The sequence below is a fragment of the Gemella haemolysans genome (genome assembly GCF_028308085.1).
Lineage (GTDB): Bacteria > Bacillota > Bacilli > Staphylococcales > Gemellaceae > Gemella > Gemella haemolysans_D.
In genome coordinates this window covers 1-15545 of record NZ_JAQMFS010000019.1, presented here as the reverse complement: position 1 = coordinate 15545, position 15545 = coordinate 1, and the positions used below count along the sequence as shown (strand labels likewise).

Here is a 15545-nt window from a genome sequence, read left to right as displayed (position 1 = left end):
CTAAAACCTCCTTTGTATACTTATATTATACCATTTTAAGGATTTTATTTCAGTTAAAAAACAGGCTGTTGACCTATTTGTCAACAGCCTGAAAATCGCCTATAATTACTTATAGGCGATTTAAAATTCTACTACAAATAAATGGGAGTGACTCAAAAATCGTGATTTCGGGGAAATCGATTTTGTCGAGTCACCCCCGCACAGTTTATTAGATATCTAAAGAGCTTTTATAAAGCGATTTTAGATATCAATAAACCACTGCGTCTATGAGTTTTCTTGTAAACTTTTTTAAAATCTAGGATTTTTGGGCCAACTCCAATAATATTATAATAAGAATGCCCATAGTCATCAAATTTACGGTCTGATGGTAGAAACTTGCAAGCCATATTCTTGCCTTTATATGTGCTATATTTTGTCTATACAATATATAATAACAATTTTCAAAATTATTTTCAAGTGTTATCTATTTTTTCTGTTACATCTTCATCGTTAATTAAAATTTATACTATATATATGCTAATTATTTATTCTATTACCTTTAATTTACCTCTAAAGTCATCTAAACTTGAGTACCCTTTTTCTTTCATCACTTCTTGAAGCTCTTTAGTTAGTCTAGCAAAAACTGAAACTCCTTCCTTATGAAGAGTTGTTCCTACTTGCACTAAATCAGCACCACATAGAATATGTTCAAATACATCTTTACCATTTATAACTCCACCAGTTCCAATAATTTTTATACTAGGATTCAAGCGTTCCCTAAATGCACGAACATTAGCTAATGCAGTTGGTTTTATATATTCTCCTCCTAGTCCACCAAATCCACCTTTAGGTTTGATAACTACTTGTTCTTTATCTAAATCAATATATAAACCATTCCCTACACTATTTACACTATTCACATATGTAAGAGGATATTTATTAAGAATTTTAGCCATTTCATCAAAATGAGCAATATCGAAATACGGAGGTAGTTTTACCCCAATAGGTTTTGTAAAAAATGTGAATACCTCAGCCAATAATTTATCTGTAAGTTCAAAATCATAAGCAATCTGAGGCTTTCCTGGTACATTTGGGCACGATAGATTAAATTCAGTCACACCTTCATATTCACTCTCTTGAATTTTTTTTAATAGAGCAATATTTTCATCATAACTCATACCTGTTACAGATAAAAACTGTAATTTTGCACCTGCTCTTTGGCGTTCAATAACATAATCTAAATAGTAATCTAAGCCATTATTTGGCAACCCCATTGAATTTATACTTCCTAAAGCAGTATCATAATATCTAGGCTCAGGATTACCTTCTCTATAATCACGAGTTGCAGTTTTTGTAACAAAAGCCCCCGCTTCACTATTCGCTAATTCATCTAACTCCCTAGTCGTCATACAGTGTACCCCTGATGCATTCATTAATGGGTTAGATAGTTCTATATCTAAAAAATTTGTTTTTAACATTCTTCATACCTCCTATGTATAATAATAACAGTTTATCATAAAATACTCTCAATAACCATTGATAAAACTAGTTTTAGATTTATATTCACATAAAAAAGAAGAATTATAGAAAATCAATTTTATCTATAATTCTCCTTATTTAATTTTCTTATCTAAAATAAACAATTCTTAATTATACTTCTAGATACTTAATGATATCTAAATACAAATTATCCATTTTTGGTAAAATGTCTTTTATTCTATCAGAATGTTCTTCTTTTAACCATGAAGTAGGTTTTTCATATAATACTTCTGTTTTATCATCTCTCTTAATAAGTAATAATTTAAGTGGTAGGTTAAAACTTAGATATAAGTCATCTTGCATTAGTAAAGTTCCTACTTTTGGATTACCAAAAACTACATATTGAATATCCTCTAATTCTAAACCAACATTTTTAGCATATTCCCCTTGGTTTATATTTAAAAATTGGTGAATGTTATTTTTTTCTAAATATTCATCTACTCTTGATTTTACATTGACAAATTCGTCATTAATTAGATATTTTTCCATAATTTACCTCTTTTTTACTATTATTAAGTTTATTTGATTTCATAATACACTAATTATCTACTTTTGTCATCAATTTAGTTTTCAAGAAATTATAAATTTTAGCAATTAAGAAGTAGTATTTCTAAATTCACCAATAACCTATCCATTAATATCATCGATAACCTCTTTTAATAGTTCATATGAATGATGCTGTGCTTTTTCGTCATAAATATATGAATTTATCATTAATTCATCGAACTCTACCCTATTTTTCAAATCTAAAATTTGATTTTTCACAGTTTCCTTATTACCAATAAATGAGATTTTTGTCATCTGATCAACGACAGCTTTCTCATGATCAACTATCTCATCATGTTCAAATGCAATTGGCCCAAAATGTGGCACTTTAGTTGTAGCTATATAATTTTTCCAAACCGCTTCTTCCGATTGTACTGGAGGAACCATACCTTGAGGATTACTTGTAATGATATTTAAAAATGATTGAATCTGAGTTGTTGATAATCTTTTTGCTTCTTCATCGGTATCTGCAACAACTGCATTAGCACCTAAAATTACATACGGCTCACTTAAAACTTCTGATGGTTTAAAGTAATGTCTATAAATTGTTACTGCATTTTCCATCATAGCTGGAGCAAAATGCGATGCAAATGAATAAGGTAATCCTAGCTCAGCAGCTACATATGCACTATCAGTACTTGAACCTAGTATGTATAGTGGAACATCAAGCCCAGCAGCTGGATATGCATGAACAGGTCTTGTATCTTTAAAATACCCAGATAGCTCCACGACTTCTTTTTTAAAATCCATCTCTCTATTTGTGTTTCTTCTAATAGCTCGCGCAGTGTTATAATCAGTACCTGGAGCACGACCTAAACCTAAATCAACTCTTCCTGGATAAAGAGTCTCTAAAGTTCCATATTGTTCAGCAACTATATACGGACTATGATTAGGCAACATTACTCCACCTGATCCTACTCTAATATTTTTTGTATTATCTAATGTACGTTGTATTAGTAATTGTGTCGCACTACTTGCTACACTTTTAGTATTATGATGTTCTGCAATCCAATATCTTTCATATCCTAATTCATCAGCCTTTTTAGCTAATTTAACCATTGCGTCAATAGCATCTTTAAAATTCTGCCCCTGTCTTAATGGAGCTAAATTTAAAATTGAAATTTTCATAATTATCACCTCTATTTATTTACCATTTTTAACAACTCATCTACAGCTACAATTCCTAGTTGATTTGCTGCAAGAGGACTGTCTCCAGTTATTAAGTTTCTATCTATATGAACCTGACCGCTTATTGCTTCATTTACTATTTTCGCACCCAAACTTTCTAGCTTTTCAGCTAATAACCATTTTAATTTTCCTGGCATATAGCCAATTTCTTGGTTTGCTCCCTCATCTATACTATCTGGGAAAACAGTCATTTCATAATTTTTAAATAAGAACTCTGATTCATCAATATTTCCTGAAATTAATGCAGCTGGACCATGACAAAGTGTTATGATTTTTTTATTCTCTTTAATTGCCCATTTAAGAACCTCTTTTACTTCTCTACTTTCAGGCAAGTTAATCATTGCACCATGACCACCTGGTATGAAAACACCTGAATAAGGTGAATTTTCTGAAGTAATATTCTCCAAAATTCTATCTAATTTAAGAGGATTCTCAAATTTTTCTATATATTTATTATAAAGCTTCATAACATTTTCATCTTTTTCTGGCATTGCCCACATCTCTAATTTTACAGAGTTTCCTGATAAAGTAACAATATCTATCTCAAATCCAGCAGCATCCATATGTAACATTGGTAATAATGTTTCTACAGGGTGATTACCTGTCGAAAAATACTTTCCATTAGACATTTGTAAATATCTTTCATCTGTCGCTATCATTAAAATTTTATTCTTTTCACCACTATATGTGTTTTCAAATTTAAAACCATCAAAATTTGTCACAGGGCTTGTATATATACTCAAAGAATAGTCTGATGGAAAATATGCATTATGTTCTGCTCTATCTTTTACTGGTTGATTTGTTAATTTTGTCATTTTAATTCTCCTAACTTTTATTTGAAAATATTTGCTTGCACAAACAAGTACATTAGTAAAATATAAAAATCAAAATAATAAATTCTGATTTTATATTTTATCACTATTTCTATTTAATACATCTGTAACTATACTTGTAGTATTTTCTAGGTACTTTTTTCCTTTAGGTGTTAATTTTATACATACACCTCTCTTATCCTCAGCAGAAGAAAATCTTTCTATTACACCACACGTATTCTCAAATTTAGCTAACATTCTTGATGTTGCACTTAAACTTAATGAAATCTTAGTACTTAAATCTGTCATTCTTAATATATTTCCTTCGGTTTCATTCAAGTAATGTAAGCTATAGTATTCATTTAAAGTTATTGGATGCTCTCCTTTTGATAAGGCATCTTCTAATTCAGTACTTATTTGTTTCATATTACTATGAAATGCTATCCATTTATTTACTACTTCTTCATTATTCATTTGTCACCTCTTAATTTACTTGCGTTTGCAAGTAAATTAATATTACTACTTTTATTATTAATTGTCAATAAAACAATCTTTTCTTAATTACTACCAGATAAAAATATCCTTTTGAGCTAAATTCTCAATACACTCATCATAGTATGCTGCATCGTGTTCTTTATAAATCGGCTTATTTATTTTATACTCTTTTAGATCGTTGTGAGGAGCACAAATTTTTCCTCTATAATTTTTATCTAGCCATTCTTTACTAACATTATATCCTCTATTCTTCATTTCCTGCATGATTAATTCATGATACTTAAAAAGGAAAAATGGCTTATGTTCAAATACATAATCTACCGTTGCATGTTTCTTACCCCAACCATTTCCTCTTAATGCGCAGCATTCTCTATGTTGACCTAAAAGTTGTTGCCTTGGTAGTTTTGATATTAGTTCTTCATGCCAAAGTCTCATCTTGTCCTCCATTGATAAAAGTAGATTCTTCCAAATATCTATTTGGATATTTCTTTAGAAGATATTTTACTTCATTTATCAAACCTTCTTTTTTATATTTATTATTATGATATTCTTCAATCATTTCAAAAAAATGATCTTTTTCTTCTTTTGTTGCAAATTTTTTAAAATATCCCCAGACATGATGAAGTGCATTCGTTACTTGTCCTTTATCTTCTGGTAAACTTATTGCTTGATTTATAAGTTCACTCACTTTACTCAGTGATACTTCTTCTTGCTTTAAATACGTTCTAATTTCTAAGTATATTTTACTTGAGTGACTTAGAACTAAGTATTTATTATTTGCCCATAACTTTTGGCATTGAACTTTTTCTTCTTTATTATTCATTTTATCCTTTCGAAACTTATTATTTATAGTATTCTAATTATATTATATCCTTCACTTTTTTACTACAAATTAATATCACAATATATGTAAAAAAGTTCCTTATTAAGTTTTGTCTTAATAAGGAACCCCTATATTAGATTTTTGTTGTATTAAACCTATCCATGTTCTTTTGATTTGCTAAGTCCATACTATTTCTAAAGTACCAATGAAATATTTCCATATAATATTATTCTAAATATACCTATAATAGCTAAATGTATTGGATAATAGTAGTAGAAGAACCACTTAGAACCAATATGTTTTCCTCTAGTGCCATCATATCTCATTAATAATGGTAAAGAGAATAAAGTTGAAAACTGTAGTACTCCATAAAATACATCTATAAATATAATATAAATAGCTGCATAAACACTTATCCAGATAACATAGTCAAGTATTTGTTGTTTTTTATTATCTCTATGATTATATAAAAAGAATGGCATCATTAGAGCTATTGAAGACCAATCCGCTACAAACGTTAATAAACAGAAAACAATAATTGCTAAAATCTTTAATGTATTATTTATCTTCTCATTTCTAAAAATTGCGATTAATGCAACCGACATCGCCAATGGGAATAAGACACTAGTTTTATTAAATATACTTCCTGTTGTTATATCAAATGGTATACCTAAACCGAAACAAAAAGCAAAGTGACTGATAACAGCAAAACTCATAATCCTAAAGAAATATTTTTTAATATCTTTTGTATAATAACATCCTTCTGCAATAAAATACCACATAATCGGTGCTGTTAAACGTCCTACTATGTGCATAATTACTGGTATCGGTTCTTTAACTAAACCTGGATATAATAGCCATGCTAAATGATCAATTGTCATAGCAATTATAGCTATATATTTTAACTGGGTTCCATCAAACTTTAAATTCTTCATCTTCTTCCTTTCTATACTATTTTTGCGATAAAAATAGCATAAAAATCTAGTTATCCGCATAAAAACTGGACTTATCACACTTTATCAAGGTCAAAACCACTCAATTTACTACTAATTTACTACTTATGAATGAGCTTTGATACGACGATTTATCCTTGAAAAGTGAAGATATAAAGATACTTCCAATAAAATTTGAATATTTAATAGGTAGACACTTCAAAAAATGAGGTGTCTATTTTTTTACCCGATTTTGAAAGGAAGTGAACTTATGAAAACAAAAAATCAAGAATCAAAAGGTCGTTCCCCACTCTTTAAGACCATCAAACATTCATTCAGCCAATAAAAAAGAAAGGATAGGTAAAAATATGGAACTTAAATTTGTGATTCCCAACATGGAAAAAACATTCGGCAATTTAGAATTTGCTGGCGAGGATAAAGTCGTTCAGCGAAGAATCAACGGACGGCTAACTGTCTTATCAAGAAGCTATAATCTCTATTCTGATGTTCAAAGAGCAGATGATATTGTGGTGGTGCTTCCTGCTGAAGCTGGCGAAAAACATTTCGGCTTTGAGGAACGTGTGAAGTTAGTCAATCCACGTATTACCGCAGAGGGCTACAAAATCGGCACTCGTGGTTTTACAAATTACCTTTTACATGCTGACGACATGATAAAAGAATAAAGAAAGAGAGGAAAAATGATGAGATTAGCAAATGGCATTGTATTAGATAAAGACACGACTTTTGGAGAATTGAAATTCTCTGCTCTACGTCGTGAAGTGAGAATCCAAAATGAAGACGGGTCGGTTTCAGATGAAATCAAGGAACGTACCTATGACTTAAAATCCAAAGGACAAGGACGCATGATTCAAGTAAGTATTCCTGCCAGCGTGCCTTTGAAAGAGTTTGATTATAACGCACGGGTGGAACTTATCAATCCCATTGCGGACACCGTTGCTACTGCCACCTATCAAGGAGCAGATGTTGACTGGTATATCAAGGCAGACGATATTGTGCTGACAAAGGATTCTAGTTCATTCAAAGCTCAACCACAAGCAAAGAAAGAACCGACACAAGACAAATAGTCGCTAGGTAGAAAGGAGACTTTTTCGCATGAAACAGCGTGGTAAAAGGATTCGCCCATCTGGTAAAGATTTAGTCTTTCATTTTACGATAGCGTCACTCCTGCCTGTTTTCCTGCTGGTTGTCGGACTGTTTCATGTGAAGACAATCCAGCAGATCAACTGGCAGGATTTTAACCTATCACAAGCAGATAAGATTGACATTCCCTATTTAATTATCAGTTTCAGTGTCGCAATTCTTATCTGCTTGCTGGTAGCGTTTGTATTCAAACGGGTTCGCTATGATACGGTTAAACAACTTTACCACCGTCAAAAACTGGCAAAGATGATACTTGAAAACAAGTGGTATGAATCTGAACAGGTCAAAACAGAGGGTTTCTTTAAAGATAGTGCTGGTCGTACAAAGGAAAAGATAACCTACTTCCCTAAAATGTATTATCGACTTAAAAATGGCTTGATACAGATACGGGTGGAAATCACGCTGGGAAAATATCAAGACCAACTCTTACACTTGGAAAAGAAATTAGAGAGTGGCTTGTACTGTGAGCTGACGGATAAAGAGTTAAAGGATTCCTATGTGGAATATACTTTGCTCTATGACACCATAGCCAGTCGTATTTCTATTGATGAAGTAGAAGCTAAAGATGGTAAACTTCGCTTAATGAAAAACGTATGGTGGGAATATGATAAGCTCCCTCATATGTTGATTGCTGGTGGTACAGGTGGCGGTAAAACTTACTTTATACTGACACTGATTGAAGCCTTGCTTCATACAGATTCAAAACTGTATATTCTTGACCCGAAAAATGCTGATCTTGCGGACTTAGGTTCTGTGATGGCAAATGTCTACTATAGAAAAGAAGACTTGCTTTCTTGCATTGAAACATTCTATGAAGAAATGATGAAACGTAGTGAGGAAATGAAGCAGATGAAGAACTATAAGACTGGCAAAAATTATGCTTACTTAGGTCTCCCGGCACACTTCTTAATCTTTGATGAATACGTCGCTTTCATGGAAATGCTGGGAACAAAAGAAAACACCGCAGTTATGAATAAGCTGAAACAGATTGTCATGTTAGGTCGTCAAGCTGGCTTCTTTCTAATACTGGCTTGTCAACGTCCAGACGCAAAATATTTAGGCGACGGAATCCGTGATCAGTTTAATTTCAGAGTGGCTTTAGGTCGTATGTCTGAAATGGGCTATGGCATGATGTTTGGCAGTGACGTACAAAAGGATTTCTTCTTAAAGCGAATCAAAGGTCGTGGCTATGTTGATGTAGGAACAAGTGTCATATCAGAGTTTTATACTCCCCTTGTACCAAAAGGATATGATTTCTTGGAGGAAATTAAAAAGTTATCCAACAGCAGACAGTCCACGCAGGCGACGTGCGAAGCGGAAGTCGCAGGTGTGGACTGATCTTGCTGGCTGGTGTGGCAATAGCCACGCCAGCACTTAACCCCCCGTATCTAACAGGGGGGTACAAATCGACAGGAAACAGTCAAAAAAACATTAGAAAATCCTTTGGTTACAAGGGATTTACAAAATTTCAGCGTATGTCAAATGGGCTTTAAAAGTTGACATACGCCTTTTTGATTGGAGGGATTTTTACTGAATGAACAAACTTGGTTACAGCATTTAAAAGAAAAACGCTTGGCTTATGGACTATCTCAAAACCGTTTAGCTGTTGCGACTGGTATTACAAGGCAGTATCTAAGCGATATTGAAACAGGAAAAGTCAAGCCATCAGAGGATTTACAGCAGTCCCTTTGGGAAGCTCTGGAACGCTTCAATCCCGACGCTCCCCTTGAAATGCTGTTTGATTATGTAAGAATTCGCTTTCCGACAACAGACGTACAGCAGGTGGTCGAAAACATCTTACAACTGAAACTGTCCTATTTTCTTCATGAGGACTATGGTTTCTATTCTTATTCAGAGCATTATGCTTTAGGCGACATATTCGTCCTTTGCTCCCATGAACTGAACAAAGGAGTTCTGGTGGAATTGAAAGGTCGTGGGTGCAGACAATTTGAAAGCTATCTTCTGGCACAACAAAGAAGCTGGTATGAGTTCTTTATGGACGTTTTGGTGGCTGGCGGTGTGATGAAACGCCTTGACCTTGCCATTAACGATAAGACAGGGATTTTAAATATCCCTGTACTCACTGAAAAGTGCCAACAGGAAGAATGTATCTCCGTCTTCCGCAGTTTTAAAAGCTATCGCAGTGGCGAACTGGTACGCAAAGAGGAAAAGGAATGTATGGGAAACACCCTCTATATCAGTTCATTACAAAGTGAAGTTTATTTCTGTATCTATGAAAAGGACTACGAGCAGTACAAGAAAAATGATATTCCCATTGAAGACGCAGAAGTAAAAAACCGTTTTGAGATTCGATTGAAAAATGAGCGTGCCTATTATGCAGTCCGTGATTTACTCGTCTATGACAATCCAGAGCATACCGCCTTTAAAATTATCAATCGGTATATCCGTTTTGTAGATAAAGACGATTCCAAACCTCGTTCTGATTGGAAACTGAATGAAGAATGGGCTTGGTTTATTGGGAACAATCGTGAACGATTAAAACTAACCACAAAACCAGAGCCTTACTCCTTCCAAAGGACGCTGAACTGGCTATCTCATCAAGTTGCCCCGACCTTAAAGGTTGCGATTAAACTTGATGAAATCAACCAGACGCAGGTTGTAAAAGACATTCTCGACCATGCGAAACTGACAGACCGACACAAGCAGATTTTGAAGCAACAGTCAGTAAAAGAACAGGACGTGATAACAACAAAAAAATAACTCAAATACAAATTCATTGAATATAGAGAGGAGAACATTTTTATGAATTTTGGACAAAACCTTTATAACTGGTTTCTATCAAACGCTCAATCACTGGTGCTTTTAGCAATCGTTGTGATTGGCTTGTATCTTGGCTTCAAGCGTGAGTTTAGCAAACTGATTGGCTTTTTAATTATTGCGATTATTGCGGTTGGCTTAGTCTTCAACGCTGCTGGAGTAAAAGACATTTTACTAGAGCTATTCAATCGCATTATTGGTGCTTAAATAAAACCGTTCTTTTGTGGAATATAAGTGGTTTTCTTATGTTCCGCAAAGGAATGGTACACCAAACGAAGTGCGGTAGGGATTTTTGAATCTCTACAAAGAAAGGACGTGAATATATGGACGATATGCAAGTCTATATTGCGAATTTAGGCAAATACAATGAGGGCGAATTGGTCGGTGCGTGGTTTACCTTTCCCATTGACTTTGAGGAAGTCAAAGAGAAAATCGGCTTGAATGATGAATATGAGGAATACGCCATTCATGACTACGAGTTACCCTTTACGGTTGACGAATACACTTCCATTGGCGAACTCAATCGACTATGGGAAATGGTATCGGAATTACCCGAAGAATTACAATCGGAGCTATCTGCTCTGCTCACTCATTTTTCAAGCATTGAAGAACTAAGCGAACATCAAGAGGATATTATCATTCATTCCGATTGTGATGATATGTATGACGTGGCACGCTACTACATTGAAGAAACGGGTGCTTTAGGCGAAGTACCAGCTAGTCTTCAAAACTATATTGATTATCAAGCCTATGGTCGGGATTTAGACCTTTCAGGAACGTTTATCTCAACCAATCATGGGATTTTTGAAATCGTCTATTAAATCTGTCGGTACATTACTACTGGCAGATTTTCTATTTTACGGGGTGGCTCAATCAGCTACCCCTATTTTTTATGAAAGGATTGATTACATGAAGAAAATACGAAGCTATACCAGTATCTGGTCTGTGGAAAAGGTACTGTATTCTATCAATGATTTTAGACTTCCGTTTCCCATAACCTTTACGCAAATGACATGGTTTGTCGTGTCACTCTTTGCAGTGATGATACTTGGCAACTTGCCCCCTCTTTCCATGATAGAGGGAGCATTTCTCAAATACTTTGGGATTCCTGTGGCTTTCACATGGTTTATGTCTACAAAAACTTTTGATGGTAAAAAGCCTTATGGATTTTTGAAGTCTGTCATTGCTTATGCACTGCGACCAAAGCTGACCTATGCAGGAAAAAAAGTAACGCTTGGCAGAAACCAGCCACAAGAAGCCATTACAGCAGTTAGGAGTGAATTTTATGGCATATCCAATTAAATACATTGAAAACAATCTCGTCTGGAATAAAGACGGGGAATGTTATGCTTACTATGAGCTTGTTCCTTACAATTACTCATTTCTAAGTCCAGAACAGAAAATACAAGTGCATGATTCTTTCAGACAGCTTATCGCACAAAATCGTGATGGCAAAATTCATGCTTTACAAATCAGTACAGAATCCAGCATACGTTCTGCACAAGAGCGTTCCAAAAATGAAGTCACTGGCAAGCTCAAAGCGGTTGCCTATGACAAAATCGACCAACAGACAGACGCTTTAATATCCATGATTGGCGAAAATCAAGTGAACTACCGTTTCTTTATCGGCTTTAAGTTGCTTCTCAACGATCAGGAGTTTTCTATGAAAAGTCTTACCGTTGAAGCAAAAAATGCTTTGTCTGATTTTGTCTATGATGTGAACCATAAGCTGATGGGCGATTTTGTTAGTATGAGTAATGATGAAATCCTGCGTTTTCAGAAGATGGAAAAGCTCTTAGAAAATAAAATCTCTCGTCGTTTCAAAATCCGCAGGTTAGATAAGGACGACTTCGGCTATCTGATTGAACACCTTTACGGACAGACAGGCACTGCCTATGAAGAGTATGAGTACCATCTATCAAAGAAAAAGCTGGATAATGAAACGCTGATTAAATACTATGACTTGATTAAGCCTACTCGCTGTTTGGTGGAAGAAAAACAGCGATATTTGAAAATCCAGCAGGAAGATGAAACCGTCTATGTAGCTTACTTTACCATTAACAGCATTGTCGGAGAACTGGACTTCCCGTCCTCTGAAATCTTCTACTACCAGCAACAGCAATTTACATTCCCGATTGATACGTCAATGAATGTGGAAATTGTAGCGAATCGTAAAGCCCTATCTACTGTCCGCAATAAAAAGAAAGAACTGAAAGACTTGGATAACCACGCTTGGCAAAGTGATAATGAAACCAGCTCCAATGTGGCGGAAGCTCTGGAAAGTGTGAATGAGCTGGAAACCAATTTAGACCAAAGCAAGGAATCTATGTACAAGCTGTCTTATGTGGTAAGGGTATCAGCAAATGATCTTGACGAACTCAAACGTCGTTGTAATGAAGTGAAAGATTTTTATGACGATTTAAGCGTAAAACTGGTACGACCATTTGGGGATATGCTCGGCTTACATGAAGAATTTTTACCTGCCAGCAAGCGTTATATGAATGATTATATTCAATACGTGACCTCTGATTTCCTCGCTGGTTTAGGTTTTGGTGCTACTCAAATGCTGGGGGAAAATGAGGGGATTTATGTTGGCTACAGCTTAGATACTGGACGCAATGTCTATCTGAAACCTGCTCTTGCCAGTCAAGGGGTTAAGGGTTCAGTAACCAATGCGTTAGCGTCGGCTTTTGTTGGTTCGCTGGGTGGTGGTAAATCCTTTGCGAATAACCTTATCGTCTATTATGCGGTGCTTTATGGGGCACAAGCAGTGATTGTAGACCCAAAAGCAGAACGTGGCAGATGGAAAGAAACCTTGCCAGAGATTTCCCATGAAATCAATATCGTCACTCTGACTTCTGATGAGAAAAACAAAGGCTTACTTGACCCTTATGTGATTATGAAAAATCCCAAAGATTCTGAATCACTGGCTATTGATATTCTGACATTCCTTACGGGGATTTCCTCTCGTGATGGGGAACGCTTCCCAATCCTTAGAAAAGCCATTCGTGCAGTAACCAATAGTGAAGTACGAGGGTTGATGAAAGTGATTGAGGAATTACGGGTTGAGAATACGCCACTAAGTACCAGTATAGCCGACCATATCGAAAGTTTTACAGACTATGACTTTGCACATTTATTATTCAGTAATGGTTATGTGGAGCAGTCTATCAGCTTAGAAAAACAACTGAACATTATACAGGTTGCGGACTTGGTACTTCCCGACAAGGAAACTTCCTTTGAGGAATATACCACTATGGAGCTTTTATCCGTTGCTATGCTGATTGTCATTAGTACCTTTGCTTTAGACTTTATCCATACAGACCGAAGCATTTTCAAGATTGTAGATTTAGACGAAGCATGGAGCTTTTTACAGGTAGCACAAGGAAAAACACTATCTATGAAGCTGGTTCGGGCTGATCGTGCTATGAACGCTGGGGTATATTTCGTGACCCAAAATACAGACGACCTCTTAGATGAAAAACTGAAAAATAACCTCGGCTTAAAATTTGCATTTCGTTCCACTGACCTTAACGAGATTAAAAAGACCTTAGCCTTTTTTGGTGTAGACCCAGAGGACGAAAACAATCAGAAGCGATTGCGTGATTTGGAAAACGGGCAATGCCTTATCAGTGATTTATATGGTCGTGTCGGTGTGATACAGTTCCACCCTGTATTTGAAGAACTGCTCCATGCCTTTGATACCAGACCACCTGTGCGAAAAGAGGTGTAAATGTGAAACCATCAATAGTAAACAGAATAAAATCAAACTGGACGCTGAAACGTCTAGGTAAAGTGGCAATGACAGTGGCTTTCACACTTGTGATTGCCATTTTTCTTTTAGCCATGCTGGGAACGGTGGTTCAAGCTGCGGGCTTGGTAGATGATACGGTCAATGTGGCAAATGAATACAGCCGATACCCACTTGAAAACTATCAACTGGATTTTTATGTGGATAATAGCTGGGGCTGGCTTCCGTGGAACTGGTCGGACGGGATTGGAAAACAGGTCATGTATGGACTATATGCCATTACCAATTTTATTTGGACAATCAGTTTGTATGTTTCCAATGCGACAGGTTACTTAGTACAGGAAGCCTATTCCTTAGACTTCATTTCCGCTACAGCAGATTCCATTGGTAAGAATATGCAGACCTTAGCTGGTGTGAGTGCAAACGGATTTTCAACAGAGGGTTTCTATGTTGGATTCCTCTTACTCTTGATTTTGGTTCTTGGGGTTTATGTTGCCTATACGGGACTGATAAAGAGAGAAACCACAAAGGCAATTCATGCCATTATGAATTTTGTGCTGGTGTTTATCCTATCGGCTTCCTTTATTGCCTACGCTCCCGACTACATTAAAAAAATCAATGACTTTTCATCAGACATCAGTAATGCCAGTTTATCACTTGGCACGAAGATTGTCATGCCCCATTCCGATAGTCAAGGCAAGGACAGCGTGGACTTAATCAGAGATAGCCTGTTTTCCATACAGGTTCAGCAACCGTGGCTACTGCTTCAATACAACAGTTCAGACATTGAAAGTATCGGTATTGACCGTGTGGAAAGCCTGCTCTCCACCAGCCCAGATTCCAACAATGGCGAAGACAGAGAAAAAATTGTTGCGGAAGAAATTGAAGACAGAAGCAATACCAATCTAACCATTACAAAGACCATTAACCGTTTAGGTACAGTCTTCTTCCTATTTGTCTTCAATATTGGGATTTCCATATTTGTATTCCTATTAACAGGAATCATGATTTTCTCGCAGGTACTTTTTATCATCTATGCTATGTTTCTGCCTGTGAGCTTTATTTTAAGCATGATTCCATCATTTGATGGTATGTCAAAACGAGCCATAACAAAGCTCTTTAATACCATTTTGACACGAGCTGGAATCACATTGATTATTACGACAGCATTTAGTATTTCAACCATGCTCTATACCTTATCGGCTGGTTATCCGTTCTTTTTGATTGCTTTTCTACAGATTGTGACCTTTGCAGGAATCTACTTCAAGCTGGGCGATTTAATGAGTATGTTTTCTCTACAGAGTAACGATTCTCAAAGTGTGGGAAGTCGTGTGATGAGAAAACCTCGTATGCTTATGCACGCTCACATGCACCGTCTACAGCGGAAACTTGGACGTTCCATGACTACTCTAGGGGCTGGGTCTGCCATTGTTACAGGTAAAAAAGGGTTCTGTTGCAAAGTTTTAAATAAAGAATAAAATCCCTTACGGCATCTATGATTTAAGCTGGGATTCCCAATAATACCTTGATTTCAGTACAGA

Annotated in this window: 17 protein-coding genes, 1 pseudogene and 1 riboswitch; of the genes and pseudogenes, 10 read left to right on the top strand and 8 right to left on the bottom strand. The window is 35.6% G+C overall.

From position 1 onward, the window contains the following. Positions 1-322: 322 nt before the first annotated feature. Positions 323-424: riboswitch (purine riboswitch) on the bottom strand. A 100-nt stretch (positions 425-524) separates the two neighbouring features. The 8 genes from PNO30_RS01000 to PNO30_RS00965 all read right to left on the bottom strand — a co-directional run bounded on the left by PNO30_RS01000 (position 525) and on the right by PNO30_RS00965 (position 6317). Then, the gene (locus PNO30_RS01000; RefSeq protein ID WP_271986828.1) at positions 525-1457 is read right to left on the bottom strand and encodes a dihydroorotate oxidase; all 933 of its coding nucleotides are present in this window, start codon (positions 1455-1457) and stop codon (positions 525-527) included. A 172-nt stretch (positions 1458-1629) separates the two neighbouring features. Further along, positions 1630-2007, bottom strand: a complete 378-nt coding sequence (locus PNO30_RS00995; RefSeq protein WP_060914150.1) for a DUF302 domain-containing protein — start codon at positions 2005-2007, stop codon at positions 1630-1632. Between the two features lie 138 nt (positions 2008-2145). Then, on the bottom strand, positions 2146-3192 hold the full coding sequence (locus tag PNO30_RS00990; RefSeq protein ID WP_271986827.1) for an LLM class flavin-dependent oxidoreductase: 1047 nt from the start codon (positions 3190-3192) through the stop codon (positions 2146-2148). Positions 3193-3203: 11 nt separating this feature from the next. Next, on the bottom strand, positions 3204-4067 hold the full coding sequence (hchA, locus tag PNO30_RS00985) for a glyoxalase III HchA (RefSeq protein ID WP_271986826.1): 864 nt from the start codon (positions 4065-4067) through the stop codon (positions 3204-3206). Positions 4068-4157: 90 nt separating this feature from the next. Next, entirely contained in the window at positions 4158-4538 is a 381-nt protein-coding gene (locus tag PNO30_RS00980; RefSeq protein ID WP_003146915.1) for a MarR family winged helix-turn-helix transcriptional regulator, read from the bottom strand. 90 nt (positions 4539-4628) lie between these two features. Beyond that, positions 4629-4994 carry a TIGR02328 family protein gene (locus tag PNO30_RS00975; RefSeq protein ID WP_271986825.1) on the bottom strand — a complete coding sequence of 122 codons (366 nt, stop codon included), beginning with the start codon at positions 4992-4994 and terminating at the stop codon, positions 4629-4631. Continuing rightward, a complete protein-coding gene (locus PNO30_RS00970; RefSeq protein ID WP_271986823.1) occupies positions 4978-5382 on the bottom strand; it encodes a YbgA family protein in 405 nt (134 codons plus the stop codon). Before PNO30_RS00970 ends, PNO30_RS00975 begins: the two co-directional genes overlap by 17 nt. A 194-nt stretch (positions 5383-5576) precedes the next feature. After that, on the bottom strand, positions 5577-6317 hold the full coding sequence (locus PNO30_RS00965; RefSeq protein ID WP_271986822.1) for a TraX family protein: 741 nt from the start codon (positions 6315-6317) through the stop codon (positions 5577-5579). Positions 6318-6682: 365 nt separating this feature from the next. Between PNO30_RS00965 and PNO30_RS00960 the strand changes: the two genes are divergently transcribed. The 10 genes and pseudogenes from PNO30_RS00960 to PNO30_RS00915 form a co-directional block, all read left to right on the top strand. Beyond that, positions 6683-6997 (top strand): YdcP family protein, encoded by a 315-nt coding sequence (locus tag PNO30_RS00960; protein WP_000420682.1) that lies wholly within the window; start codon positions 6683-6685, stop codon positions 6995-6997. A gap of 15 nt (positions 6998-7012) precedes the next feature. Further along, positions 7013-7399 carry a YdcP family protein gene (locus PNO30_RS00955; protein ID WP_000985015.1) on the top strand — a complete coding sequence of 129 codons (387 nt, stop codon included), beginning with the start codon at positions 7013-7015 and terminating at the stop codon, positions 7397-7399. A gap of 28 nt (positions 7400-7427) precedes the next feature. Next, entirely contained in the window at positions 7428-8813 is a 1386-nt protein-coding gene (locus tag PNO30_RS00950; protein WP_000813488.1) for an FtsK/SpoIIIE domain-containing protein, read from the top strand. 2 nt (positions 8814-8815) lie between these two features. Then, positions 8816-8968, top strand: coding sequence for a hypothetical protein (locus PNO30_RS00945; protein ID WP_000879507.1), 153 nt, complete (start codon positions 8816-8818; stop codon positions 8966-8968). Between the two features lie 22 nt (positions 8969-8990). Next, positions 8991-10196 (top strand): MobT family relaxase, encoded by a 1206-nt coding sequence (gene mobT, locus PNO30_RS00940; protein ID WP_271986821.1) that lies wholly within the window; start codon positions 8991-8993, stop codon positions 10194-10196. Positions 10197-10238: 42 nt separating this feature from the next. Further along, positions 10239-10460, top strand: coding sequence for a hypothetical protein (locus PNO30_RS00935; protein ID WP_001009056.1), 222 nt, complete (start codon positions 10239-10241; stop codon positions 10458-10460). A gap of 116 nt (positions 10461-10576) precedes the next feature. Continuing rightward, positions 10577-11074, top strand: a complete 498-nt coding sequence (locus PNO30_RS00930) for an antirestriction protein ArdA (RefSeq protein WP_000342539.1) — start codon at positions 10577-10579, stop codon at positions 11072-11074. 88 nt (positions 11075-11162) lie between these two features. Continuing rightward, complete coding sequence (locus tag PNO30_RS00925) at positions 11163-11555, top strand: conjugal transfer protein (RefSeq protein WP_000723888.1); 393 nt, start codon at positions 11163-11165, stop codon at positions 11553-11555. Further along, positions 11539-13986: an ATP-binding protein gene (locus PNO30_RS00920; protein ID WP_000331158.1), complete on the top strand. Its 2448-nt coding sequence runs from the start codon at positions 11539-11541 to the stop codon at positions 13984-13986. The genes PNO30_RS00925 and PNO30_RS00920 overlap by 17 nt, the downstream gene beginning before the upstream one ends. A 2-nt stretch (positions 13987-13988) precedes the next feature. Then, positions 13989-15452, top strand: a pseudogene (locus PNO30_RS00915) (CD3337/EF1877 family mobilome membrane protein); the annotation flags it as partial. Positions 15453-15545 lie beyond the last annotated feature (93 nt).

What these genes read in the sequence shown, in the direction of transcription:
- PNO30_RS01000 (WP_271986828.1), bottom strand. Translation starts at nt 1,457, where the DNA reads ATGTTAAAAACAAATTTTTTAGATATAGAACTATCTAACCCATTAATG.
- PNO30_RS00995 (WP_060914150.1), bottom strand. Translation starts at nt 2,007, where the DNA reads ATGGAAAAATATCTAATTAATGACGAATTTGTCAATGTAAAATCAAGA.
- PNO30_RS00990 (WP_271986827.1), bottom strand. Translation starts at nt 3,192, where the DNA reads ATGAAAATTTCAATTTTAAATTTAGCTCCATTAAGACAGGGGCAGAAT.
- hchA (WP_271986826.1), bottom strand. Translation starts at nt 4,067, where the DNA reads ATGACAAAATTAACAAATCAACCAGTAAAAGATAGAGCAGAACATAAT.
- PNO30_RS00980 (WP_003146915.1), bottom strand. Translation starts at nt 4,538, where the DNA reads ATGAATAATGAAGAAGTAGTAAATAAATGGATAGCATTTCATAGTAAT.
- PNO30_RS00975 (WP_271986825.1), bottom strand. Translation starts at nt 4,994, where the DNA reads ATGAGACTTTGGCATGAAGAACTAATATCAAAACTACCAAGGCAACAA.
- PNO30_RS00970 (WP_271986823.1), bottom strand. Translation starts at nt 5,382, where the DNA reads ATGAATAATAAAGAAGAAAAAGTTCAATGCCAAAAGTTATGGGCAAAT.
- PNO30_RS00965 (WP_271986822.1), bottom strand. Translation starts at nt 6,317, where the DNA reads ATGAAGAATTTAAAGTTTGATGGAACCCAGTTAAAATATATAGCTATA.
- PNO30_RS00960 (WP_000420682.1), top strand. Translation starts at nt 6,683, where the DNA reads ATGGAACTTAAATTTGTGATTCCCAACATGGAAAAAACATTCGGCAAT.
- PNO30_RS00955 (WP_000985015.1), top strand. Translation starts at nt 7,013, where the DNA reads ATGATGAGATTAGCAAATGGCATTGTATTAGATAAAGACACGACTTTT.
- PNO30_RS00950 (WP_000813488.1), top strand. Translation starts at nt 7,428, where the DNA reads ATGAAACAGCGTGGTAAAAGGATTCGCCCATCTGGTAAAGATTTAGTC.
- PNO30_RS00935 (WP_001009056.1), top strand. Translation starts at nt 10,239, where the DNA reads ATGAATTTTGGACAAAACCTTTATAACTGGTTTCTATCAAACGCTCAA.
- PNO30_RS00930 (WP_000342539.1), top strand. Translation starts at nt 10,577, where the DNA reads ATGGACGATATGCAAGTCTATATTGCGAATTTAGGCAAATACAATGAG.
- PNO30_RS00925 (WP_000723888.1), top strand. Translation starts at nt 11,163, where the DNA reads ATGAAGAAAATACGAAGCTATACCAGTATCTGGTCTGTGGAAAAGGTA.
- PNO30_RS00920 (WP_000331158.1), top strand. Translation starts at nt 11,539, where the DNA reads ATGGCATATCCAATTAAATACATTGAAAACAATCTCGTCTGGAATAAA.